Source organism: Shewanella putrefaciens (assembly GCF_016406305.1).
Classification (GTDB): domain Bacteria; phylum Pseudomonadota; class Gammaproteobacteria; order Enterobacterales; family Shewanellaceae; genus Shewanella; species Shewanella putrefaciens_C.
Map to the genome: position 1 here is coordinate 2,619,926 of NZ_CP066369.1, position 24,293 is coordinate 2,644,218.

21 protein-coding genes are annotated in these 24,293 nt (G+C 47.0%); 8 read left to right on the plus strand and 13 right to left on the minus strand.

All coding sequences use genetic code 11. The features are described from left to right. Positions 1-187 precede the first annotated feature (187 nt). The 4 genes from JFT56_RS11340 to sdhC are packed head-to-tail and all read right to left on the minus strand — an operon-like array spanning position 188 to position 3,410. Complete coding sequence (locus JFT56_RS11340) at positions 188-895, minus strand: succinate dehydrogenase iron-sulfur subunit (protein ID WP_198780212.1); 708 nt, start codon at positions 893-895, stop codon at positions 188-190. A gap of 11 nt (positions 896-906) precedes the next feature. Continuing rightward, positions 907-2,673 (minus strand): succinate dehydrogenase flavoprotein subunit, encoded by a 1,767-nt coding sequence (sdhA, locus tag JFT56_RS11345; RefSeq protein ID WP_198780213.1) that lies wholly within the window; start codon positions 2,671-2,673, stop codon positions 907-909. Further along, the gene (gene sdhD / locus JFT56_RS11350; RefSeq protein WP_198780214.1) at positions 2,674-3,021 is read right to left on the minus strand and encodes a succinate dehydrogenase, hydrophobic membrane anchor protein; all 348 of its coding nucleotides are present in this window, start codon (positions 3,019-3,021) and stop codon (positions 2,674-2,676) included. It lies immediately after the preceding gene. Next, positions 3,015-3,410 (minus strand): succinate dehydrogenase, cytochrome b556 subunit, encoded by a 396-nt coding sequence (gene sdhC, locus JFT56_RS11355; protein WP_198780215.1) that lies wholly within the window; start codon positions 3,408-3,410, stop codon positions 3,015-3,017. The genes sdhD and sdhC overlap by 7 nt, the downstream gene beginning before the upstream one ends. A gap of 416 nt (positions 3,411-3,826) precedes the next feature. Here sdhC and JFT56_RS11360 point away from each other — a divergent pair, with 416 nt between their 5' ends. The 4 genes from JFT56_RS11360 (at position 3,827) to JFT56_RS11375 (ending at position 12,785) form a co-directional block, all read left to right on the plus strand. Next, complete coding sequence (locus tag JFT56_RS11360; protein ID WP_198780216.1) at positions 3,827-5,113, plus strand: citrate synthase; 1,287 nt, start codon at positions 3,827-3,829, stop codon at positions 5,111-5,113. A 299-nt stretch (positions 5,114-5,412) separates the two neighbouring features. Further along, the gene (locus JFT56_RS11365) at positions 5,413-6,477 is read left to right on the plus strand and encodes an efflux RND transporter periplasmic adaptor subunit (protein ID WP_198780217.1); all 1,065 of its coding nucleotides are present in this window, start codon (positions 5,413-5,415) and stop codon (positions 6,475-6,477) included. Positions 6,478-6,489: 12 nt separating this feature from the next. After that, the gene (locus JFT56_RS11370; RefSeq protein WP_198780218.1) at positions 6,490-9,741 is read left to right on the plus strand and encodes an efflux RND transporter permease subunit; all 3,252 of its coding nucleotides are present in this window, start codon (positions 6,490-6,492) and stop codon (positions 9,739-9,741) included. Further along, the gene (locus JFT56_RS11375; protein ID WP_198780219.1) at positions 9,738-12,785 is read left to right on the plus strand and encodes an efflux RND transporter permease subunit; all 3,048 of its coding nucleotides are present in this window, start codon (positions 9,738-9,740) and stop codon (positions 12,783-12,785) included. Before JFT56_RS11370 ends, JFT56_RS11375 begins: the two co-directional genes overlap by 4 nt. An 81-nt stretch (positions 12,786-12,866) precedes the next feature. Here the strand turns inward: JFT56_RS11375 and yqfB are convergent, their stop codons facing one another. Beyond that, positions 12,867-13,208 (minus strand): N(4)-acetylcytidine aminohydrolase, encoded by a 342-nt coding sequence (gene yqfB / locus JFT56_RS11380; RefSeq protein ID WP_198780220.1) that lies wholly within the window; start codon positions 13,206-13,208, stop codon positions 12,867-12,869. 337 nt (positions 13,209-13,545) lie between these two features. Between yqfB and JFT56_RS11385 the strand changes: the two genes are divergently transcribed. Next, the gene (locus JFT56_RS11385; RefSeq protein ID WP_198780221.1) at positions 13,546-13,743 is read left to right on the plus strand and encodes a DUF2986 domain-containing protein; all 198 of its coding nucleotides are present in this window, start codon (positions 13,546-13,548) and stop codon (positions 13,741-13,743) included. A 26-nt stretch (positions 13,744-13,769) separates the two neighbouring features. On the opposite strand, the gene JFT56_RS11390 is transcribed toward JFT56_RS11385, so the two are convergent. After that, positions 13,770-15,308, minus strand: coding sequence for an MATE family efflux transporter (locus JFT56_RS11390; protein ID WP_198780222.1), 1,539 nt, complete (start codon positions 15,306-15,308; stop codon positions 13,770-13,772). A gap of 95 nt (positions 15,309-15,403) precedes the next feature. Beyond that, the gene (locus tag JFT56_RS11395) at positions 15,404-16,654 is read right to left on the minus strand and encodes an MFS transporter (RefSeq protein WP_198780223.1); all 1,251 of its coding nucleotides are present in this window, start codon (positions 16,652-16,654) and stop codon (positions 15,404-15,406) included. 140 nt (positions 16,655-16,794) lie between these two features. Between JFT56_RS11395 and JFT56_RS11400 the strand changes: the two genes are divergently transcribed. Continuing rightward, on the plus strand, positions 16,795-17,676 hold the full coding sequence (locus JFT56_RS11400; RefSeq protein WP_198780224.1) for a LysR family transcriptional regulator: 882 nt from the start codon (positions 16,795-16,797) through the stop codon (positions 17,674-17,676). A gap of 87 nt (positions 17,677-17,763) precedes the next feature. Here JFT56_RS11400 and JFT56_RS11405 read toward each other — a convergent pair whose 3' ends face one another. The 3 genes from JFT56_RS11405 to JFT56_RS11415 all read right to left on the minus strand — a co-directional run bounded on the left by JFT56_RS11405 (position 17,764) and on the right by JFT56_RS11415 (position 20,057). Continuing rightward, on the minus strand, positions 17,764-18,168 hold the full coding sequence (locus JFT56_RS11405; RefSeq protein WP_198780225.1) for a YbaY family lipoprotein: 405 nt from the start codon (positions 18,166-18,168) through the stop codon (positions 17,764-17,766). 1 nt (position 18,169) lies between these two features. Further along, positions 18,170-19,036, minus strand: a complete 867-nt coding sequence (gene tesB / locus JFT56_RS11410; RefSeq protein WP_198780226.1) for an acyl-CoA thioesterase II — start codon at positions 19,034-19,036, stop codon at positions 18,170-18,172. A 118-nt stretch (positions 19,037-19,154) separates the two neighbouring features. Further along, a complete protein-coding gene (locus tag JFT56_RS11415; protein ID WP_198780227.1) occupies positions 19,155-20,057 on the minus strand; it encodes an SDR family NAD(P)-dependent oxidoreductase in 903 nt (300 codons plus the stop codon). Between the two features lie 303 nt (positions 20,058-20,360). On the opposite strand from JFT56_RS11415, the gene JFT56_RS11420 reads away from it, so the two are divergent. Continuing rightward, positions 20,361-21,236: a 1,4-dihydroxy-2-naphthoate polyprenyltransferase gene (locus JFT56_RS11420; RefSeq protein WP_198780228.1), complete on the plus strand. Its 876-nt coding sequence runs from the start codon at positions 20,361-20,363 to the stop codon at positions 21,234-21,236. Positions 21,237-21,323: 87 nt separating this feature from the next. Here JFT56_RS11420 and JFT56_RS11425 read toward each other — a convergent pair whose 3' ends face one another. Both JFT56_RS11425 and JFT56_RS11430 read right to left on the minus strand, forming a co-directional pair. Continuing rightward, complete coding sequence (locus tag JFT56_RS11425; RefSeq protein ID WP_198780229.1) at positions 21,324-22,133, minus strand: DODA-type extradiol aromatic ring-opening family dioxygenase; 810 nt, start codon at positions 22,131-22,133, stop codon at positions 21,324-21,326. A 66-nt stretch (positions 22,134-22,199) separates the two neighbouring features. Then, positions 22,200-22,676: a DoxX family protein gene (locus JFT56_RS11430; protein ID WP_198780230.1), complete on the minus strand. Its 477-nt coding sequence runs from the start codon at positions 22,674-22,676 to the stop codon at positions 22,200-22,202. Positions 22,677-22,880: 204 nt separating this feature from the next. Between JFT56_RS11430 and JFT56_RS11435 the strand changes: the two genes are divergently transcribed. Next, positions 22,881-23,777: a LysR family transcriptional regulator gene (locus tag JFT56_RS11435; protein WP_198780231.1), complete on the plus strand. Its 897-nt coding sequence runs from the start codon at positions 22,881-22,883 to the stop codon at positions 23,775-23,777. Between the two features lie 115 nt (positions 23,778-23,892). Here JFT56_RS11435 and JFT56_RS11440 read toward each other — a convergent pair whose 3' ends face one another. Continuing rightward, a complete protein-coding gene (locus JFT56_RS11440) occupies positions 23,893-24,192 on the minus strand; it encodes a hypothetical protein (RefSeq protein WP_198780232.1) in 300 nt (99 codons plus the stop codon). Positions 24,193-24,293: the final 101 nt, after the last annotated feature.

Here is a 24,293-nt window from a genome sequence, read left to right on the forward strand (position 1 = left end):
TGCTTAGCCATAGTATTGAATATGCGATCAGGTGCGATGAGCATCGACGCATAATTTCTGCCGCCCCTAGATGTCCAGATATACGGCGCGTTGTCTTCCATTACATACGCAAAAGAGTCACCTTCTGCTACCCGAAAGTGACTCTTCAAGAGCTATATTATTATTGGTTTCAGCTCGGGTTCTCGCATTACACAGCTCGCTTAAGCAGCATAGACTTAATATGACCAATTGCTTTAGTCGGATTAAGTCCTTTTGGACACACGTCAACGCAGTTCATGATGCCATGGCAACGGAACACGCTATAGGCGTCGTCCAGCTCAGATAAACGTTCTTCTGTTGCTGTATCACGACTGTCGATCAAGAAACGGTAGGCGTGGAGCAAACCGCTAGGACCGATAAATTTATCAGGATTCCACCAGAATGATGGGCAAGCCGTAGAACAACAGGCACACATGATACATTCGTACAGACCATCTAAGTGCGCACGCTCTTCAGGTGACTGTAAGTGTTCACGGGCTGGCATCTTCTCATCATTGATGAGATAAGGCTTGATCTTCTCGTATTGCTTGTAGAATTGAGTTAAATCAACCACTAAATCACGTACCACTGGCATACCTGGCAGCGGACGGATTTCCAATTTCTTACCCTTAAAGGTTGAGATTGGCGTAATACAAGCTAAACCGTTTTTACCATTCATATTAACGCCGTCGCTACCACACACGCCTTCACGGCATGAACGACGAAACGCTAAGGTTGGATCTTGCTCTTTTAACTTGATCAGTGCATCGAGCACCATCATGTCTGAGCCTTCAGCCACTTCTAAGCTGTAATCCTGCATGTATGGCTTAGTATCTACATCAGGATTGTAGCGATAAACTGCAAATTCCAATTTCATCTTTGCCACTCCTAGTAGGTACGTTTCTTCGGCGGGAATGCTTCACGTAACTTAGGCGCCATATTTACAGCACGACGGTCCATGGTTTCGCTCACAGGGTCAAACAAGCTGTGGCATAACCAGTTTTCATCATCACGCTCTAAATAATCTTCACGTGAGTGAGCGCCGCGGCTCTCAGTACGGAAGTTAGCGGCATAAGCGGTCGCAATCGCCGTTGCCATTAAGTTATCTAACTCTAAACATTCAATACGTTGAGTATTGAATTCACGAGAGTTATCAGACAACTTAGCATTTTCTAAACGCTTACGGATAGCTTTCAACTGCTCTAAACCTTCAGCCATAGCATCGCCACGACGGAATACTGAGAAGTTTAATTGCATGCAAAGTTGTAAATCCTTACGGATTTGCGTTGGGTCTTCACCGTCTTTGTTGTTTTCCCAACGGTTTAGACGTGCGAGTGACGCTTGAATATCCGCATCGGTAGCATCTTTAGGATCGGCGGTCTCATCGAGTGCCTTACCTAAATGTTGACCCGCTGCACGACCAAATACCACTAAGTCAAGCAATGAGTTACCGCCTAAACGGTTAGCACCGTGTACCGATACACAGGCAATTTCACCTACCGCGAATAAACCGATAACATCCTGCTCACTACCATCTTCGTTCTTGCGAATCACTTGACCGCTGACCTTAGTGGGTAGACCGCCCATCATATAATGACAGGTTGGTAATACAGGGATTGGACCATCGGCCGGATCGATATGGGCAAAGGTACGAGACAATTCACACACGCCTGGTAAACGCGCTTCTAAGGTCTCTTTACCTAAATGGTCGAGTTTCAATAAACAGTGTGGGCCTAATGGACCGTCTAAACCACGACCTTCGCGGATTTCAGTCATCATAGAACGTGCTACCACGTCACGGGATGCTAAATCCTTCGCGTTAGGGGCATAACGCTCCATAAAACGCTCGCCGTCTTTGTTCAGCAGATAACCGCCTTCACCACGACAACCTTCAGTCACAAGTACACCCGCACCGGCGATGCCCGTTGGGTGGAATTGCCACATTTCCATATCCTGCATTTGCACGCCAGCACGCATTGCCATACCGACACCGTCACCGGTATTGATATGTGCGTTTGTCGTAGACGCATAAATACGACCCGCACCGCCTGTCGCAAGAACAGTCGCCTTGGCTTTAAAATAAACGATTTCACCGGTTTCAATTTCAATCGCAGTACAACCGACGATGGCGCCATCGGCATTTTTAACCAAATCTAACGCATACCACTCAGAGAAGACTTGTGTCTTGTGCTTCACGTTTTGCTGGTATAGACAGTGCAATAAAGCATGACCGGTACGGTCGGCAGCTGCCGCAGTACGAGCCGCTTGCTCACCGCCAAAATTTTTAGATTGGCCACCGAAAGGACGTTGATAAATCTTTCCATTTTCGAAACGAGAAAAGGGTAAACCCATGTGCTCAAGTTCGATAATGGCTTCTGGACCGGTTTGACACATAAATTCGATAGCGTCTTGGTCACCGATAAAATCGGAACCTTTTACGGTATCGTACATATGTTGTTCCCAATGATCCTCATGGGCGTTACCTAACGCAACGGTGATACCACCCTGCGCAGACACAGTATGAGAACGGGTTGGGAATACTTTTGATAAAAGCGCACAGCTCTTACCTTCTTTGGAGATCTGCAGTGCTGCGCGCATACCCGCACCACCGGCACCGATCACCACAGCATCAAATTCGCGTACTGAAATACTCACTTAGACACCCCACACAATAACAATGCCGGCCGCTAAATAACAAAATACGGTAACGACAAAGGTGAACTGTAAAACACCACGTAACGACGTGCACTTGACGTAATCTGTCAGCACTTGCCATACACCAATCCAGGCGTGGATAAGCAATGCCACTAGCGCAAGCAGTGTAAACACTTTCATCGGCAGAGCACTAAATAGGCCATGCCAAACGTCGTAGGTGAGAGGGGAACTACATGCAATAAAGCCAACCAAGAAAATGGTGTAACAGGCGAGGATCACTGCACTAGCGCGTAGTAGAATAAAGTCATGAACACCACTGCGTCCAAAACTTGCTGCATTGGTTACCATACCCACATCCCCGCTAAAATTGAAAAGGCTACCGTTAATACAAAAACAGCTTTCGCTGATGCGGTACCCGAAGCCAACTCTTCCCAACGACCGGTATCCATTACTAAATGGCGTAGGCCACCGAATAAATGGAAGGTCAATGCAGTTAAAATGCCCCATATAATGAACTTCACAACGAAGTTATCGAATAGAGATTGCACGCCAGCAAAACTTTCAGCGGAGGCTAAAGATGAATTTAGCAACCAAATAAGAATGCCAACAGCAAACAGCATGATGACGCCGGATACACGGTGAAGAATTGACACAATCGCTGTTGCAGGAAAGCGAATGGTCTGCAGATCTAAATGGACAGGTCTTTGCTTTTTCACGTTCTGCTCACTCAGCTCCATTGAGCATTTTTTTTGTTATGTGAACCGCTTTTGTACAAACTTTAAACTGAGAGGTAAATCACGGCAAAAGTAAACACAAAAGCAAAGTTTAAACAAACAGTTAACTATCTGAGCACGCTCTTATTTAACATGTAAACTAAGGGTACTTTATAATCGTTGTTTGCGGCCCTTATTGGGCGGAGGCAAGTATACTCGCGGCAAATGTCAAATACAAACATCACAGAATGCAAATTATGTTTTTTTGACGACTTTTTGGCGTAAGTGCCAGTTGCAGCAAGGAAAGTAAAGCGTTTTATACCATGGTCTAACAAATTTAAACGCTTATTTAAATTGAAATGTGATCTAGAATAGCTGTAAAGTAATGGCGGTTTGACATGCCGCACTCACAGATAAAAATGAAGTAAGGAGAACGGGGTATGGCTGATTTAAGAGCCAAATTAGAATTACCAGGGAACGACTCGATAGAATTGCCAGTAAAGCAGGGAACCGCTGGTTTTGACGTAATCGACATCAGTAAACTTGGCAGCAAAGGTTACTTTACTTTTGATCCAGGTTTTCTCGCGACAGCCTCCTGTGAATCTGCAATTACCTATATCGATGGCGATCAAGGTATATTGTTACACCGTGGCTATCCAATTGAGCAACTCGCCGTTGACTCCGATTACCTAGACCTGTGTTATTTGCTGCTTTACGGTGAACTGCCGACGCCAGAGCAATATGCTGAGTTTGTACATACAGTCAAAAACCACACTATGGTCCATGAGCAACTAGCCTTCTTCTTTAGAGGCTTCCGTCGTGATGCTCATCCTATGGCGATGTTATGTGGTGTGACGGGTGCATTGTCTGCATTTTATCAAGACTCACTCGATGTCAACGATCCGCACCACCGCGAAATCGCCGCTTATCGCCTAGTCTCCAAGATGCCAACGATTGCCGCTATGTGCTACAAGTATTCCTCAGGCCAGCCATTCGTTTACCCACGCAATGACTTAAGCTATGCGGGCAACTTCTTAAGCATGATGTTTGCTGTGCCATGCGAAGAGTACAAAGTTAACCCAATCGTTGAACGTGCGATGGACAGGATCTTCATTCTGCATGCGGATCATGAGCAAAACGCATCAACTTCAACCGTACGTTTAGCGGGTTCTTCAGGGGCAAACCCATTTGCGTGTATCGCAGCGGGTATTGCTTCACTTTGGGGCCCAGCACACGGCGGCGCTAACGAAGCTTGCTTACAAATGTTGGAAGAAATCGGTTCTGTGGACCGCATTCCTGAATTCATTGAACGCGCGAAAGACAAGAATGATCCATTCCGTCTGATGGGCTTTGGACACCGTGTTTACAAAAACTTTGACCCACGAGCCAAAGTAATGCGTGAAACCTGTCACGAAGTGCTGAAGGAACTCAAGGTCAAAGATCCACTATTGGATGTGGCCATGGAACTTGAGCGTATTGCCCTTGAAGATGAATATTTCATTTCTAAGAAGCTGTATCCAAACGTTGACTTCTACTCTGGCATCATCATGAAAGCCATTGGTATTCCAACCAGTATGTTCACTGTGCTATTCGCACTGGCGCGTACTGTGGGTTGGATTGCACATTGGAAAGAAATGTTGGATCAACCAGGCCACAAAATCAGCCGTCCACGTCAGCTATACACTGGCGAAACTGCACGGGATTTTGTTAAGCAAGACAAACGCTAAGACCACTGTCTTAAGCATTAAAAAGCGCCCATGGGCGCTTTTTTTATTCCACTACACTCCCCAAAAATACCTTTCCCTTCACTAAAAATACCTTGTTGCAATTGCTCACTTGAGTAATTTCCCTTAACCATATTTAGTTATTCTCATCACTTTTTACACTTTTTAGCTACATTTAGTTAATTTGCCTACTCAATAAAAGCATGGAATTGAGTTAATATATTGAAATAAATCATCTTTTAATATTGGCACAGTTTCTGCTATCAAGTGGCATCACAATAAAGACAACAGGTAACACTCTTATGGAAAAGTCAAAAATGGTTAAATTCGCTCTACCACTACTCATGATTTCAATGCTGGCGGCCTGTGGTGAGGAAGAAGTGGCTAAAAAAGAAGAAAAATATGCCATTCCCGTAGAGACGACAACGGTAGTGCAAGGCAATGTATCTTCTTTTTATAGCACCACTGCCACCCTAGAAGCCCCCCAAGAAGCCAATGTCGTTAGCCGTATTTCTGGATTGATTGAATCTATTGCCGTTGAAGAAGGCGATCGTGTTCAGAAGGGTCAAGTGCTTGCCGTTATTGATTCAAAAAGGCAACAGTACGATCTCAATCGCTCGGAAGCCGAAGTTAAAATTATTGAGCAGGAACTGAATCGTTTAAAAAAGATGAACAATAAAGAGTTTATCAGCGCAGATTCGATGGCTAAGCTCGAATATAACCTGCAAGCCGCCATCGCGAAAAAAGATCTGGCTGAACTGCAAGTCAAAGAAAGTCGTGTGGTCTCCCCCATCGATGGCATTATCGCCAAACGCTATGTTAAAGCGGGTAATATGGCGCAAGAATTCAGCGACTTGTTTTACATAGTCAACCAAGATGAACTCCACGGCATAGTCCACCTGCCAGAGCAACAACTTACAAGCCTAAAATTAGGCCAAGAAGCTCAGGTCTTTAACAACCAACAAAGTAAAAATGCTATCCATGCCAAAGTGTTGCGCATAAGCCCCATTGTGGATCCACAAAGTGGCACCTTTAAAGTCACATTAGCCGTACCCAATCAAGATGCACGCCTAAAAGCGGGCATGTTTACCCGTGTAGAGCTCAAATACGACACCCACGAAAACGTGATCACTGTTCCCTACAGTGCCCTTATCAACCAAGATAACAGACAAGCTTTATATGTGATTGATGGTACGAATGCCAATCGCCGTGAGGTCCAAATTGGCTACCGTGAAGGCGATTCGGTTGAGATTGTTTCCGGTATTAACCCCGGTGAACAAGTAGTGACCCGTGGCCAACAAAACTTGAAAGACCAATCCTTAGTCGAAGTGATCACTCCACTCGATCTCGCCTCAGCTAAGAACTGATAGGAGCCTTTCATGTCAATTATCAGCACTTCCGTTAAACGGCCGGTCACGGTATGGATGTTCATGCTGGCGGTAATTTTATTCGGTATGGTGGGATTTTCCCGCTTAGCGGTAAAATTACTGCCAGATCTAAGCTATCCCACACTCACTATCCGCACTATGTATGATGGCGCGGCGCCCGTTGAAGTCGAGCAGTTAGTGTCTAAACCCATTGAAGAAGCGGTTGGCGTAGTCAAAGGATTACGTAAGATCAGCTCTATTTCCCGCTCAGGTATGTCGGATGTGGTGCTCGAGTTTGAATGGGGCACAACAATGGATATGGCGAGTTTAGATGTGCGTGAAAAACTCGACACTATCGCCCTACCTCTCGATGTTAAAAAGCCCTTATTACTACGCTTTAACCCTAACCTTGACCCCATTATGCGCCTCGCGCTGTCGGTGCCCAATGCCTCAGAGGCTGAGCTCAAGCAAATGCGGACCTATGCGGATGAAGAACTCAAGCGTCGTTTAGAGGCGCTATCTGGGGTGGCTGCAGTGCGTTTATCCGGTGGTCTAGAGCAGGAAGTGCATATTCAGCTCAACCAAGAAAAGCTATCACAGCTTAATCTCAATGCCGATGACATCAAAAATCGTATCAGTGAAGAAAATATTAACTTATCTGCAGGTAAAGTCATCCAAGGCGATCGCGAATATTTAGTCAGAACACTTAATCAATTCAACTCCTTAGAAGAACTTGGCCAAGTAATCGTCTATCGTGATGCGCAAACCTTAGTGCGTTTATTCGAAGTCGCCACTATTACCGATGCCTATAAAGAGCGCAGCGATATCACCCGCATTGGCAGTCAAGAATCGATTGAACTGGCCATTTATAAAGAAGGTGATGCCAATACTGTCGCCGTCGCCCAAAAACTGCGGGATGAGCTCGTCAAAATCAATCAAGACCCCCTGCAAAATAAACTCGAAGTGATTTACGATCAGTCCGAGTTTATCGAAAGTGCGGTCAGCGAAGTCACCTCATCGGCATTGATGGGCAGTGTCTTATCTATGCTAGTGATTTACCTGTTCCTGCGTAACATTATCCCGACCTTGATTATCTCTATCTCGATCCCCTTCTCGGTGATCGCTACCTTTAACATGATGTACTTTGCCGATATCAGCTTAAACATCATGTCATTAGGGGGTATTGCGCTCGCCATCGGTCTGTTAGTCGATAACGCCATCGTGGTGTTAGAAAACATCGACCGTTGCCGCAGCGAAGGCATGAGCAAACTGGACGCTGCCGTGACGGGCACGAAAGAAGTCGCAGGCGCGATTTTTGCCTCGACACTCACTACGCTGGCGGTATTTGTGCCGCTGGTATTTGTCGATGGCATTGCCGGCGCCCTGTTCTCCGACCAAGCGCTCACTGTCACCTTTGCCCTGTTGGCCTCGCTACTCGTCGCATTAACGTCCATTCCAATGCTGGCATCACGCCAAGGCTTTAAAACCTTACCCGCGTTGATAAACAGCACGCCTAAGGATAAACCCACCACTAAAATGGGTAAGCTTAAACACTATAGTGCGACTGTATTTTCCTTCCCTATTCTGTTGATATTTAGCTACTTACCCAGTGCGCTACTCACCTTAGTGCTCATTTTAGGCCGTTTCTTCTCATGGCTTATTGGGCTAGTGATGCGCCCTTTAAGCTCGGCATTTAATTTTATCTATCACAATATCGAGAAGGTTTATCACAAGCTGCTGGCCTCTGCACTTCGCAGACAGATGACCACACTACTACTGACCATTGCGATAACAGGGGCTTGTATTAGTCTGTTACCCCGCCTGGGTATGGAACTTATTCCGCCGATGAATCAAGGCGAGTTCTATGTGGAGATCCTATTGCCACCCGGAACGGCAGTGGGCGAAACCGACAAGGTATTGCAACAGCTCGCACTGTCGATTAAAGACAGAACCGAGGTTAAACATGCCTATAGCCAAGCCGGCAGTGGTGGTTTGATGACCTCGGATACCGCCCGCGGCGGTGAAAACTGGGGCCGCTTACAGGTGGTGCTTAAGGATCCTAGTGCCTATAACACTATCACTCAAATATTGCGTGATAGCGCGCGTCGTATCCCAGAGCTTGAAGAAAAAATCGAACAACCTGAACTATTTAGCTTTAAAACGCCACTGGAAATCGAACTGACAGGCTATGACCTACACTTGCTTAAGCGTAGCGCCGATAGTCTTGTCAAAGCATTATCCGCATCGGAGCGCTTTGCCGACGTCAATACCAGCCTGCGCGATGGTCAACCTGAGCTGAGTATCCGTTTCGACCATGCAAGGTTAGCGGCACTGGGAATGGATGCGCCAACGGTGGCGAACCGTATCGCCCAACGCGTCGGTGGTACGGTTGCCAGCCAATACACAGTTCGTGATCGTAAAATTGATATTCTGGTGCGCAGTGAACTCGCCGAGCGGGATCAGATCAGCGATATCGATGCTTTAATCATCAACCCTAACAGCAGTCAACCTATTGCCTTAAGCGCAGTGGCCGAAGTGTCATTGCAATTAGGTCCATCGGCAATTAACCGTATCAGCCAACAACGTGTGGCATTGGTCTCGGCGAACCTTGCCTATGGTGATTTAAGCGATGCGGTGGCGGAGGCGCAGCAAATATTAGCGCAACAGGTGTTACCCGCATCGGTACAAGCTCGCTTTGGTGGTCAAAATGAGGAAATGGAGCACTCATTCCAGTCCCTCAAAATAGCCCTTATCCTAGCGGTATTCCTAGTGTATTTAGTGATGGCAAGTCAGTTTGAATCCCTGCTGCATCCCTTGCTTATCCTCTTTGCCGTGCCTATGGCTTTAGGGGGCAGCATACTTGGGCTGTATCTCACCCAAACCCATTTGAGTGTGGTGGTGTTTATTGGTCTTATCATGCTTGCGGGGATAGTCGTGAACAACGCCATTGTACTGGTCGATCGCATCAACCAACTGCGAAGCGAAGGCGTAGAAAAACTCGAAGCCATTCGCGTCGCAGCCAAATCACGTCTTCGCCCCATTATGATGACCACACTGACCACAACCTTAGGCCTACTCCCGATGGCATTAGGTTTAGGTGATGGCGCTGAAGTGCGCGCACCTATGGCAATTACGGTGATCTTTGGCCTGAGTTTATCTACGCTACTGACCTTAATTGTGCTGCCTGTGCTATATGCCCTGTTCGACCGTAAAACCTATGTAGTAACGGACTCACAGGTCAGCGTTGAGGAGGCTCGCCCATGAACCTCACCCGTTTAGCCATTAAACGCCCAGTGACCACCAGCATGTTTTTCTTTGCTATCTTGCTGTTTGGTCTCGCTTCAAGCCGCCTACTACCGCTGGAAATGTTCCCCGGGATCGATATTCCGCAGATCGTGGTGGAAGTGCCCTATAAGGGCTCAACCCCCGCCGAAGTGGAGCGGGATATCACCAGAGTGCTGGAGGAATCCCTTGCCACTATGGGGGGAATCGATGAGCTCGAATCTGAGTCTTCCCAGGAAGGCTCAGAAATCGAAATCAACATGAAATGGGGTGAAAACGTTGCCACTAAGAGTCTAGAGGCGCGGGAAAAAATCGATGCGGTGCGTCATTTGCTGCCCAAGGATGTGGAGCGGGTATTTATTCACCAATTCTCCACCGCCGATATGCCAGTGTTGACCATTCGTATATCGAGCGAACGTGAGCTTTCCGGTGCATTTGATCTGCTGGATAAGCAGCTTAAACGTCCCCTTGAGCGTGTCGAAGGTGTGTCTAAGGTCAGCTTGTACGGCGTTGAGCAGAAGCAAATAGAAGTGCGGATCGATGCAGACCGCCTCGCCGCCAGTGGTTTTTCTGCTACCGATTTACAGGCGCGTCTTAGCCGAGAAAACTTTGTCATCAGCGCAGGTACGCTCAGGGCCAGCAACCTTGTTTACCAAGTTTCACCTAAGGGTGAATTTAGAAACCTTGAAGATATCAAAGCATTGGTACTCATTCCTGGCCTGACCTTAGGGGATATTGCGGACGTACAGTTTGCTCTGCCAGAACGTATCGAAGGCCGGCACTTAGATAAGCATTATGCCGTAGGGTTGGACGTATTTAAGGAGTCTGGCGCTAACTTAGTCGAAGTGTCGGAACGCGTCCTTAAGGTCATAGAGCAGGCGAAGCAAGACCAACAATTCCAAGGTATTCGTTTGTTTATCATGGAAGATCAAGCCTCAGGGGTGAAATCATCACTGACGGATCTGCTGCTGTCTGGCTTGATAGGGGCATTACTGTCCTTTGTGGTGTTATACCTATTCCTGCGCAATTTGAAAATGACCTTAGTGGTCGTGTCGTCTGTGCCTATTTCCATCGGCATGACGCTCGCCGCCATGTATTTACTGGGTTACAGCTTAAATATTCTGTCGATGATGGGACTCTTACTCGCCATCGGTATGTTGATTGATAACGCCGTCGTCGTGACGGAAAGCGTACTGCAGGAGAAACAAGGCAAACGCCCTAAGGATAATGAGGAGTCTGTGATCGCCGGGGTTGATAAAGTCGCCTTAGCCGTCTTGGCGGGAACTATGACTACCGCCATCGTATTTTTACCCAATATTTTTGGCGTGAAAGTTGAACTCACCATTTTCCTCGAGCACGTGGCCATTGCGATTTGTATCTCGCTTGCAGCATCACTACTGGTCGCTAAAACATTGATCCCTTTAATGTTAACTAAGTTTCACTTCGATATCGCCCCCGAAAAGGAAGCGGGTAAATTACAGCACTTCTACAATAATACGCTTAATTGGGTATTGCTTAGACCTTGGCGCTCGGGCGTGATCGCTGTGGCGATTCTTGCCTCGACCGCCCTGCCACTGTCGTTAGTCAAACAGGATCAAGAAGACAGTCAGAGTAAGGAGCGTATTTACATCAACTATCAAGTGGAAGGTCGACATAATCTGAATGTCACCGAAGCTATGATTAATCAGATGGAGGAATATCTCTATAATAATAAAGAGGAATTCCATATCGACTCTGTTTATAGCTACTACGCCTCCGACGATGCTTCCTCTGTGGTTCTGTTGAAGAAAGACTTACCTATCCCCGTCGAAGAGCTGAAACAGAAAATTCGTAAAGGCTTCCCTAAATATTCTATCGCCAAACCGCAATTTGGTTGGGGTAATGATAATTCAGGAGTGCGGGTGACGCTCACGGGTCGCTCAACCACAGAACTTATCACCTTAAGTGAACAGGTCATTCCATTACTGCAAAATATCAAAGGATTACAGGATGTGCGCTCCGAACTGAACGGCGCACAGCAGGAAGTGGTGATCCGTATCGACAGGCAAATGGCGGCGCGATTAGATTTAAAACTCAATGAGGTCGCCTCGAGTATTTCGATGGCACTCAGGGGGTCGCCACTGCGCTCCTTCCGCCACGATCCTAATGGCGAGCTGCGCATCGAAATGGCCTACGAAAAAGAGTGGCAAAAATCCCTCGAAAAACTCAAGCAATTGCCCATAGCACGTATCGATCAGCGGGTGTACACCTTAGATAATTTGGCGAGTATCGAGATCCAGCCGCGTTTCGATACCATCAAGCATTACAATCGCCAAACCTCACTATCGATTGGTGCTAACTTGGAAAACTTTACCACGGAAGAAGCACAAACCAAGATCGAGCAAGTAATGGAGAATGTCCATTTCCCCAATGGCTATGCTTACTCATTGCGTGGTGGCTTCGAGCGTCAGGATGAAGACCAGAGTGTCATGGCAACTAATATGTTATTGGCTATCGCTATGATTTATATCGTGATGGCAGCGTTGTTTGAGTCTCTGTTATTACCGACGGCGATTATCACCTCAATTCTCTTTTCCATCACAGGGGTATTCTGGGGGCTATTCCTCACCGGAACGCCGATGTCAGTGATGGCCATGATTGGTATTCTGATCTTAATGGGCATAGTAGTGAACAACGGTATCGTTTTGGTGGATCAAATCAATCAGATGACACCGGATCTCGACAAGTTGTCCGACACGATAAGGGAAGTGTGTATCACACGTTTACGCCCAGTATTAATGACAGTCGGCACCACAGTGTTAGGGCTAGTTCCGCTGGCGATGGGCGAAACCCAAATTGGTGGCGGCGGCCCGCCCTATTCCCCAATGGCAATCGCGATTATTGGTGGCTTGTCATTTTCAACGGTCACGAGTCTGTACTTAGTGCCCCTGTGCTATCAAGCCTTCTATCGGATGCGTCACCGCGCCGCCATCCGTTTAGGCGAGTCCAACAGGCTAGCTCAAAAACTATTACCCTGGACCGTTTAATCGTTAATAGAAAACAAAAAGGCTGCTATGCAGCCTTTTTTGTCTTCTAGAGATAGCTCGAGCTATCTCGATAAAATCGACTTAAGGAGCAACAGTCTTACTTTTTCCTACAGGGTTAAGCACCTTAAAACGGAGCATGAATAGCTGTTCAACTCCAGGGTAAATCTCTGCAATCACTAGGCGAAGCTGCGCTAATGTCATGTTTTCCTGTTCGGCATGGGTTTGATTAAGATCAGATAGTGCCAAAGGTGTAACCTCAAGGATCTGAATATCACAAAACCAGCGGTCGGTTTCAAAGGTTGACACAGGCAACACCTGCCCGGCGGTAACATGGGACTCGGCCTCATCACGCAGGGTAATCGTTTTAGCCCCACTTAAAATATCCCGCTCGAAACGCTCAAAAAAAGTAATTTTGGTTAGCAATTGTCCTCTCCCGCCCCAAGTGTTTTTTCATCCCATTATCATCTGCGCCTATTTGTTTATAGTGAGCGCGGCCAGTATCAGCATAAATCGGTGAAAAAACATTCGGGTTCAATATGTTATTGTTGCTGCAATATACCCACTCTCCGCCCATGCTAGTAGCATGCAGGGGGAAATATTTACCAGTGTCGCACTAAAAATATTCAACTCAGGGGATAATGAACCTCAAGCACACAGCAAAACATGGTCAGTTCGTCCATATTGAGTTAGAATCCGCCCTCAATTGAGCCTTTGGCCTCATATGCCTGCCTCGCGGGTACGAAACGACATTAGAGATGTTATGAACAAGAAACAAAAGATCATTAAAAAAATTGCCAAGCGTGCCAAGGCGAGACTAAACAAAGTCGACCCCGCCACTATCGGTGCGCCCATCAGATCGGGTTACATCTCCAAGGCCGAGCGCGCCAAAATGGCCGCATTAGCAGCATCCACCGCTCAGGTTGAAGACCAACAGGACACAACAAGCGTCGCTGAATAACCTCGTTCTCTTGGCTCAAAATCCCGTTAGGGTTTGCCGCCATCGTAGGGTATAGGTAATACGGACTCACTTTCCTGCTCTTCTGTTAATTGTGCCATCTGCGCGCAGGATGAGGAAAGTGGATTGGTCGCGCTCGGTAGATGTTGTGCAACGCAGTTGGCTATTTCTTCCCCTTCATTGAGCACTGCACTATTAGGGGCAAGGCTCATCGCTACAGGAATCGACATAGACGCGAGCTGTGCCTGCGCAGCCACTTTGTCGACTAAACGGTAGGCCACCCATACTCCTAGCACACCAAATAGAATTGAACCTACTACTTGGCCTATGAGTACACCGTATACACCGCCCAAAAGCCCCCCAAAATACACAAAGGGAACTGTCCCTAGGGTTGCTTTACCCACATTGAAAAGGGTCGAATATTTCGCTTTGCCCAGATTATTAAACGAAGCGTTTGCCACGAATAAAATGCCAGAAAAGGTGAAGAAAACCGCGATATAGCTGCAGAAAAACTCGATCAATGCCGCACTGTCGCCCTTCATATCAAATACGCTGACTAGCTGTGATTTTAAGAAAAACAATATCAAAGACATCACCACAATATACAAGGTACAGAACTGAATAGCCTTAGTCAGACTCTCCCGCACCCGCTCAAACTGCCCCGCCCCAAAGTTCTGCCCTACAATTGGCCCTATTGCCCCCGACAACGCGAAAATCATTCCAAAGGCCACGGGGATCAGTCGACCTAGCACGGCCCAGCCCGCTACATAGGCGTCACCAAAATCGGCAATCGCCCGAGTCACAAACGCATTGCCGATAGGGGTTGCAATGTTAGTCAGCATCGCGGGGCCGGCGATGGCAAAAATGGGCTTGAGATCGGCGCGAAAATGGGACAAGTCGAATTGCCCTAAGAGCCGATGTTTTACCACTATGCCACGGGCAGCGATAATGAATACCGCAATCCGAGCCAATACCGAGGCCAGTGCCGCGCCTTCAATCCCCATCGCAAACAGGAAGATAAAAATCGGGTCGAGCACGGCATTCACGCCCCCTCCCGCGAGGGTCGACAGCATAGATAACTTGGCATCCCCAACGGCGCGTAGCGCACCACCAAGGGCCATGGCTAGGCAGATAAAAGGTAATGAAGGGACCAAAATATACAAATAACTTTCGGCCAGCTCCGCCGTATGGCCGCTGGCCCCCACAAGTGCAACCAACTCAGGGATAAAGCTGGTAACTAAGATACTGACGGTAATACTAATTAAGCTGGTGACCACAGCGCTATTGAGTAATAAACGTTTGGCGAGCACCAGATCCTTTGCCCCAACGGAGCGGGATACGAGTGCGCCAAGGGCGATGGATAAGCCAATACCTATCGAGGTGGTAAAAAAAGAAATGCTCCCCGCATAGCCAACCGCAGCGGCAAGCTCATGTTCACCCAATAAACTTAAGAAAAAGATATCAAGGAGATCAACCACAAATAGGGCAGAAATGCCCACCGCCGAGGTCGAACTCATCACAAGAATATGGCGAAGTATCGAGCCCTCTACGAACTTGGCTTGTGTCATAGCTTTGGTTTACCCTATGTATTGCAAAAGCAAAGGCCAACACTCAGTTGTTGGCCTTTGCTTTTATAGTCATCAATCGGTATCGAGGTCAAGGGCTAAACAAGCGCCCGATGATTTTGTGTCTGATGATAATGCAAACGGGTTATTCCTAAGGCAATCAAGGCGAGCAAAGTTAACGATCCCATCACCACTCCTTGCCACTCTGCCCCATGCCAAAACAGCATTAAGTAGGGCCCGCCTAAAGCGGCACCTAAATAATAACAGCATAAGTAGAGTGACGTAGCCTTCGCACGATCTCGACTGGCCCGCATCGCCACAAAGGAGTTACAACAACTATGGGTTAAGAAGAAACCACAGGCCGTCATCAAAAAGCCAATGCAAATCGTAAAGGTGGTATCGAACAGGGTCAATAAACTGCCCAATAACATCAGGCACCAAGACCATTGATATAACTGGTGCTGGCCAAATTTTGCTAGCCATTTGGCGGAAAAATACGAAGCAACAGTCCCACTGGAATAACACAGAAAAATCAAGGTTGCCTGAAATCGGCTCCACTCATAGGGCGCGGCCATTAAATGCAATTGAATAAAACTAAATTGATTCACCATCATCATAAATGTGAGGCCACCGATAGCATAGACTAAGCGCATCTGGGGATCGGTCAAATGATGGCTAAAACCATGGAAATCTTGCATTAATCGCACCCGCTTCGAGGGGGATTTAGGTTCAGACTGCAGGTGCGATACCGCATTAGCATCCGCCCCCGAAGGCAGTAAATAACTCGTCAGTGCGACGCCCGCTAAAGTGATTAAAAACAGTAACCACATGGATTCCTGCCATGAGAAAAACTGCGACATCACCCCGCCCAATAAACGCCCTGCAATGCCGCCGATACTGTTCGCCATAATGTAAATCCCCGCAGCTTTAAGCATAGTGCTCGGGGATAATTGCTCTTTAAAATAGGCCATTGCAATCGCAGGTACGGCCGCCAGCAACACACCTTGGAGGAAACGCACCCAGATCAAGCCATTAAAGTCGGGCGCCCAGATCAGCAATAAATTCGATATTGCAAGCAACCATAAACTCACCACAATCGGGCGATGGCGGCCAATGCGGTCAGAAACCACAGCATAGATCAGCAATGAAAATGCTAACGAAAAACTGGTCACCGACAGGATAAGCGTTGCCCGCGAGCCTGATACGGAAAAATGCTCTGCGATTAAGGGCAACATCCCCTGCATTAAATACAAATTGATATACACCACAACGGAGGCGGCGCACAGAGCCCACATCAAACGAGTATCTCGTTGCTTACTGTCAATAATAGTGTCTAACACGGCTTGCACTCTGGCCTCAATAACGCATCAATCATGGAATAGACAAAGGTTATCACTGGGCATAACATAACAATAATAGATAATTTATATCGAAATTATTGATTTTTGTTATAGGTAAATCCTTCAATACCAAAGTATGGGCTAACTCAATGGATATACGCCAACTCAAGCACTTAGACGCCCTCGCCAGTACAGGCAGTTTTACCGCTGCGGCCAAAAAGCTCAATATGGCGCAACCCGCACTCAGCCAGAGTATCAAGCGGCTCGAGCAATCCCTCGGGGTCACCTTAATTAACCGTACCAGCAATAAAAATGACAAATTACTCGCCCTCACGGCGGAGGGTTTGGTATTGCATCAACATGCCACCTTAATTCTCAAACAGATAAAACAGGCCGAGGCGCAGATCCGTGCCATGGCGAATCTCACCTCGGGGGAAGTGCGTATCGCCGTGCCGGGCATGTTAGGTTCCTTCTATCTGCCGTCACGCTTGATGGCCTTTCGTCATCAGTATCCGGAGTTAAAACTCTCCCTGTTTGAGGGCGGCACCCGCGATGCATTGCGAATGCTGCAACGGGAAGAAGTGGATATTGCGATCATTACCGCCCAAGATCTACAGCCCGAATTTGATAGCCAGCTGTTGATCCGCGAACAAATGGTGATAGCTATGGGCGCCGAACACCCCCTAGCCGAATATAGCGCCGTCAGTCTCAATGACTTTTTTGACCATGAATTAGTAATGTTTAAGACCGGCTATTTCCACCGTGAGTGGATACTGTCCCAAGCGAAGGAACTCGGTAAGAAGCCCAATATTGCCTTTGAAACCAATCTAATAAATTTAATCAAACAGATTGTTTCCCAAGGGTTTGGAATTACCAGCGTACTTGAAATGGCCATAAGCCCTAAGGACGATATTCTGGCAAAGCCCTTAGATCCGCCGGTGTTTCTGAATTTGCATATCGCCTGGAAAAAACAGCGGCCCGTGAGTCAAGCCGATCGGGCCTTTGTTGAATTCTTAATGAAAAACCGCTAACTAAAAACAGATATAAAAAAGCCCCTTTAAACCTAAAGGGGCTTTATCACGGCTAAATCTTATGTCCTTATTTCAGGACTAGGCACCCTATGGTTTCGCCATCACAGCTTTCATTAACACTTCGGTCGTAAATTTACCGTTGTTAATCACAGGGAAACGATCATAGGTTTGGAAGATCACTTGATCTTGGAATTTGATCATAGCGACAACACCATACTGAATACTTTTATCAATGGATTGGGCCGGCAAAGAAAACTTAAATGGCACCGGAGCACGGGCAATATTGAATGTCTTTTGCGCCACAATCACGCCGGGCGTATTCAAATCAATGATTGCAATGGTAATTTCACAGCCCTGTGGCAAGAGAATCTTCTCTAAATAACCTGCCGCCCCATTGATGATAACGGGCGGTTCCGGCTCGACTGTCACGCAACCACTCACGAATAAAGCCAGTAATGAAAATACGATAAACGATTTAATTTTCATCAACATATTAATTTCCTTTTACCATTCGAATAAGACCTTCTTGGGTAGAAGAAGCCACTAATTCACCCTGTTGATTAAAAAATTGCCCCCTGACATAACCGCGGCCACCACTGGCATTGGGGCTATCAATGCTGTAGAGCAGCCATTCTCCCATATTGATAGGACGATGGAACCACATCGCATGATCTATCGTCGCCATCCTCACCCCTGGGCTTAAAAATGAAATCCCATGGGGCTGTGCGGCTGTCACTAAAAAATTGAAATCAGAAGCATAGGCCAGCAGGTATTCATGGATATGCGCGTCACTGGGCATTGGGCCATTTGCCCTAAACCAAACATAGCGATAGGGCTCAGTTTCTTTAGGCGCGAAGGGATGAAGTGGGTTCACTAAACGCATTTCAATGGGGGCATCGGCCATAAACTTTTCAAGCATCTTGGCTGGCACTTTATCCCGCATTGTCATCGCCAACTCCTGCTGGTTTAACAATCCCTCGGGTCCAGGAACTTGTGGCATAGTGGCCTGATGGCTAAAGCCGTCCTCTGGCTCTTGGAAGGAGCAGGTCATATGGAAAATGGGCCGCCCCTTTTGAATCGCGCTCACCCGCCTAGCGCTAAAACTGCCCCCATCGCGCATATTTTCCACTTCATACACTATGGGCAATTTTTCATCCCCGGCCCGTAAAAAATACGAGTGCAAAGAATGCACTTTGCGCTCCACGGGCACGGTTTGCTTTGCCGCACTTAAAGCTTGCCCCATGACTTGGCCACCAAATACATGCCCAAAGCCCAGATCTTGGCTCTGACCACGAAATAGCCCAATTTCAATTTGCTCAAGGGATAGTAATGATAGAAGATCGTCTAATACCTGACTCATGGGATCCTACTGAATAATTAGCAAATAATGCTAAAGAGTAACTCAGTTCGACTAGGGCTGACCAGTATTGAGTTCATTATGCTGCAACTCGCCCTAAACCGTTATGCCCCCTTAGGACTTAATCGATTTTAATATGATGCTCTAGGGCGCTCTGCCTTGACCATGCCAGCACTTTATCCTCGCCACTGGAATGTAAACTTACAGGGAACGCCTGATAAAGCTCGGGCCAATATTGCACTAGTTTATCGGGCGTGCATAAGCCCTCACTAAAATACAGAGGTTGAAATTCGGCAAACATGCCATGACTGACACTGCCTGCCCCCGCCAAAATATGTTGGCCATTGGGCGCCGATGGGCTCACTAAAAATGCCGTTGTCGCCGTTAACGTCTCAAAGGAAAATAAAGGCTGAATTGCGCTGGCTAAATGCTTTGTCGTCATAGCGGTTACCGCTTGAGGGCAAAGGCTATTGACGTAAATATTGTACTGCTCACCCTCAAGGGCAAGGCTATTGACCATGCCCACCAGCGCCATTTTTGCCGCGCTAAAACCCACTTGATGCAGATCGCCAAACAGCGCCGAAGCTCCCGTAGTCATCATAATGCGCCCATATTCCTGCGCTTTCATCAAGGGCCATACGGCTTGGGTTAAATAAAAACTGCCATTCACATCCACATCAAACTGACGCTGCCACATTGCCGGGGTGATATGCTCGAACTGACACTCACCATAAATACCTGCGTTATTGATCAATATATCGATACGCTGCCAACGCCTAACGACATCGGCCACCATAGCGTTTACCTCGGACAGCTGACTTACATCTAAAATATATGAAAGGCAGTCACACCCCAGTTTTATAATACTGTCAGAGGTTTGGGTTAGATTCGCATTGCTGTTATCCGATACAGGCCGGTCAATCAGCACCACCCTTGCGCCCCGCTCAGCCAGCATAATGGCATAGGCTCGACCAAGACCTGAGCCCGCCCCCGTGATCAGTGCCACAACGTTATCGAAACGCATCCGAAGGTATCCTTATTGGTATGATGCTAAGCCCGTATAGCCCTGCACTCTGGCGCGCTTAGCCATAGCCACAACTGCATGACATTCCAAGCAAACCCATCCATATGTCGCTATAAAAACACAGACATTGATGCTTTTCTTTGAACTTGACGACAAATCTCAACCCACAAAGATAAACATATGTGCGCCAATTCAAACTCTATTACATGCGTTTATTAGATAGTGCTCACTTTCCCATTAAATCTTGTTATGCTATGACGCTGTTCAATACCCTTTTCTTTTCCTTAATAACGACTGGACACCATGAATCCTTGGATTTTAGCCATAAGACCCCGCACCTTACCTGCGGCTATTGGTCCCCTATTAATCGGTAATATTCTTGCCTTACACCTTGATCGTTTCAGTTGGTTAATCGCCGCAACCTCTATGTTATGTGCGATTTTATTGCAGATTGCGGTCAATCTTGCCAACGACTACTTTGATTTTAAAAATGGCATAGATACCGCCGAACGCATCGGCCCTGTGCGCGTCAGCCAAAGTGGCATGATCCCGCCGAACAAAGTGCGTAACGCCATGGTTTTTTGCCTGCTAATGGCGCTGGCAGTAGGCTCTTATTTGATTTGGCACGGTGGCTGGCCCATCGCGATTCTCGCTGCGGCCGCTATTTTAGGGGCGCTGGGTTACAGTGGCGGCCCCTATCCACTCGCCTCCCATGGCTTAGGTGAAGTCGCTGCCTTTATCTTTTTCGGCTTAGTTGCCGTGGTGGGTAGTTATTATCTACAGGCAGGCGATACCACCATCAATGCCTGGTTATTAGGCTGTGCGATTGGGCTATTTAATGCCGCGATTATGCTAGTGAATAACACTCGAGACATTCGTACCGACACCCAAGCGGGCAAACATACCCTAGCTGTGAGAATAGGCGAAGCTCAGGCGAAAGTGCTGTATCAAGCCTTAATTTACTTGCCCTTTGGTTTAGTGATCGCCGGCTTTTTATTGGGTATTTTGCCGGGGTTACCTGTGCTACTCGCCGGCTTATCGCTGCTTATCGCCCGCAAACTCAGCAGTGATTTCTATGCTGTCTCGGGTGAAGCCTTAAATCCACTCCTTGGGCGCACCGCCAAACTCACGATGATTTTCAGCACCCTGTTTAGTGTGGGTTTAGTCTTTACTGCGTAATCGTTAAAGCCATCGACAATAAAAAGGTTCGTATTTTTATACGAACCTTTTTATTTGAATAAGGAAATAACGAGTTTTTTCAGCATATTATTGCCAGAGATAACCCGATATCGCCGTATTGAATAACACGCCACTAAACGCTTGTGTTGCTTGGGGCGAATGAGTACTCGCCGCGCCAAAACACACATGCAAAGGCAATAAATGCTCTTCCCGTGGATGACTAAAACGCGCCTCAGGTGCCGATTGCCAATCAATTAACTGCGATTTTGCATGCTTAACTTCCGATGTCAGCACTTGGGTTAACCAGCCATCAAACGCTTGGCTACGGGGTAACACTTGAGGATCGCTTGAGAAAAACGCTCGCATATTGTGAAACGACATCCCCGACCCCACCATTAACACACCCTGTTCCCGTAGTGGCGAGAGCGCCTCACCAATCGCAATATGGGCACTAGGATCAAGATGTTGCACTAATGACATTTGCACCACAGGGATATTGGCTTGTGGATACATCAGCTTAAGCGGCACAAAAGTGCCGTGGTCGAAGGCACGCTGATTATCGAGTTTTACCGCTATTCCATTTGCCTTTAATAAGCGGGCAATCCTTTCGGCAAGTGCTGGCTCGCCGGGCGCGGGATAACTGAGGGTATAAGCCTCAGGAGGAAACCCATAATAGTCAAATAACATGCCAGGATGGGGATGACTCGACAGCGTAACCTGCGCCTCTTCCCAATGGGCGGTGATCAATACAATGGCTTTGGGTGTTGGGATTTTTGCCGCAATTGAGGATAAAAATGCACCTAACTCTTGATGCTTAGCATCATTGAGTAGCGGCAAAGGCCCACCGCCATGGGGAACAAATAATACCGGCATCAGGCTGTCATTCGCGTGCGTCATAGTAACCATCTCTTGATAAAACTCTTGGTTGTCACTGATTAACCTTGGGGTTATTTGGAGCCCAGGTTAGAAAATCGCTTTCATCTCAATCAATTGACGTTGAAAGCGCACTAATCTATCGACACTTTCATCTAATTTGATGGTTAAAAACAACAGGGCTGATAAAGATAATGCAGGCAAAGCACTAAAGGTGGTTTCATAGTTAAAGTGGTAATAAATCGCGCCCATCATCACCGACAGCAATGCCGTTGCCGACCATACTCGATATTCACGCCAACCTATGCCAATGGCGCCGACCACTTCGATGACGCCAATAAAGTAACCAAAACCCGTCGGTAAGTTCATCAAGGTAAAAGGCACATGGAAAAATGGCACGCTGAGCAATTTGCCCATCCCCGAACATAAAAACACTATGCTCATCGCCAGCGTCACCGCAACCGCCGCGCGATTTAAGGTCTTTGCACAGACAAAAAGCAGTTGAGGATCGGTATCGGCCGCATTTTTGCCGTTGCCTTTCACTAAACATAACTGATTTATCGCCATATTCCCCCCATGATGTTGAGCGAGTTCGATGCAATATCGACCTTAACGGCTCATTAGATTGCACCTAAAAACACCTTGTAGTACGCCTCATAAAAAGCACACTACTGCTATATGGCGGAATTATGAGCCCCTAAAAAATAAATAAATATGGAATAATATCTAACATCTCCTAAAATAATTCTTTATTTGTTTAGGGGCTTTGCCGTGACCTTAGAACAACTGTTAATGTTTAATACTCTTGCACTTGCCGGCTCCCTAAAAGCGGCCAGTGACAAGTTACATAAGACACAACCCGCAATTAGCCAAAGCATTAAACAGCTTGAATCTCAACTAGATATAGTCTTATTCGACCGCCAAGGTTATCGGTTAGCACTGACCCAAGAAGGGCACAAATTACTGCAATACGCCCAGCGCGTACTCAACGAAGCGCAGGAAATGCGCCAAGTCGCCAAACATTTAGCCAAAGGTAACGAAGCCAGTATCACCTTAGCCTTTGAGGCCTCCTTTAATCTTGCCCGCATCTTACCCATTCTGGAGCGGACACAAAATGAGTTTCCACATACGCAAATTATTCTTAAACAAGAGTATTTAACGGGCGCACTCGAAGCCTTAACTCGAGGCAAAGCCGACATTGCGATTTCCGCTGGCGGCATTGAGCCGATGCACTCGAGCCATTTTGAACTTGGCTATTTATTTTCGGGAAGTCTATTGGATGTCGCCTCACCCCGCTTACTCGGCCGTTATCCCAACCTAAGCCATGTACGGGAGTTAGTGAACGAGTACCAAATTGTGATCCAAGATACAGGGACGGGAACCGCCAATATTGAATTTGGGGTTCAAGCTGGGCAGCGCCGTTGGTATGTAAATGATTTTTATACGAAGAAAATGCTGATCCAAGGTGGGATGGGCTGGGGAAAACTACCTCACTATCTGGTTGAAGATGCTCTCGCCGATGGAAGCTTACAACCGCTTGAACTGCGGGAAAGGCAAAACCTGATCCAACTCGATTACTATGTGATGCGACTCCCCCACTCCCCTCTAGGCCCTGTCGCGCAGGCGCTGTGGGAAAACTTAGTGCAGCTTGCGGCTACACAAATATAGCAACCAATCGACAAGAACTAGGTAATGTTTTATACTTTAAAATCAGTAACTAATATCATTTTTCACTAAACTTTTTGCTGGCTTAAGCCTGCTCACTTGTCAGGCTGGTAACAGATTAATGACTTAGCAGACTTATCCACTCCTGGGGATTCGCCAAAATAAATTGATACACGCGACCATCCACAAGGGTAATTTTTATCGCGTCCGAAGTGATAGGTAAAATGCCACCCCCCTTGCCCCAACATTGCTCAACTTTAGCAATATCGCTTCTTTCAAACTCGTATGGACCAAGCCCCAATGCTTTATTGTAGGGTGAAAAACTGATTAGCTTTTTAGTCACAATCAGCTTTCCATCTGCCCGTGCCACACCATTTTGACTTGTCGCAACAGCAGATTTTATGGGATTTTCTTGCATATTATCACTCCGTTGAATTTGCCTTTAAGATCTATGTTTAGCGAAAGTTAGCATAAAACATCAATTAACTTCGCGCAAAATCTATGGCCCTACAATAAGAA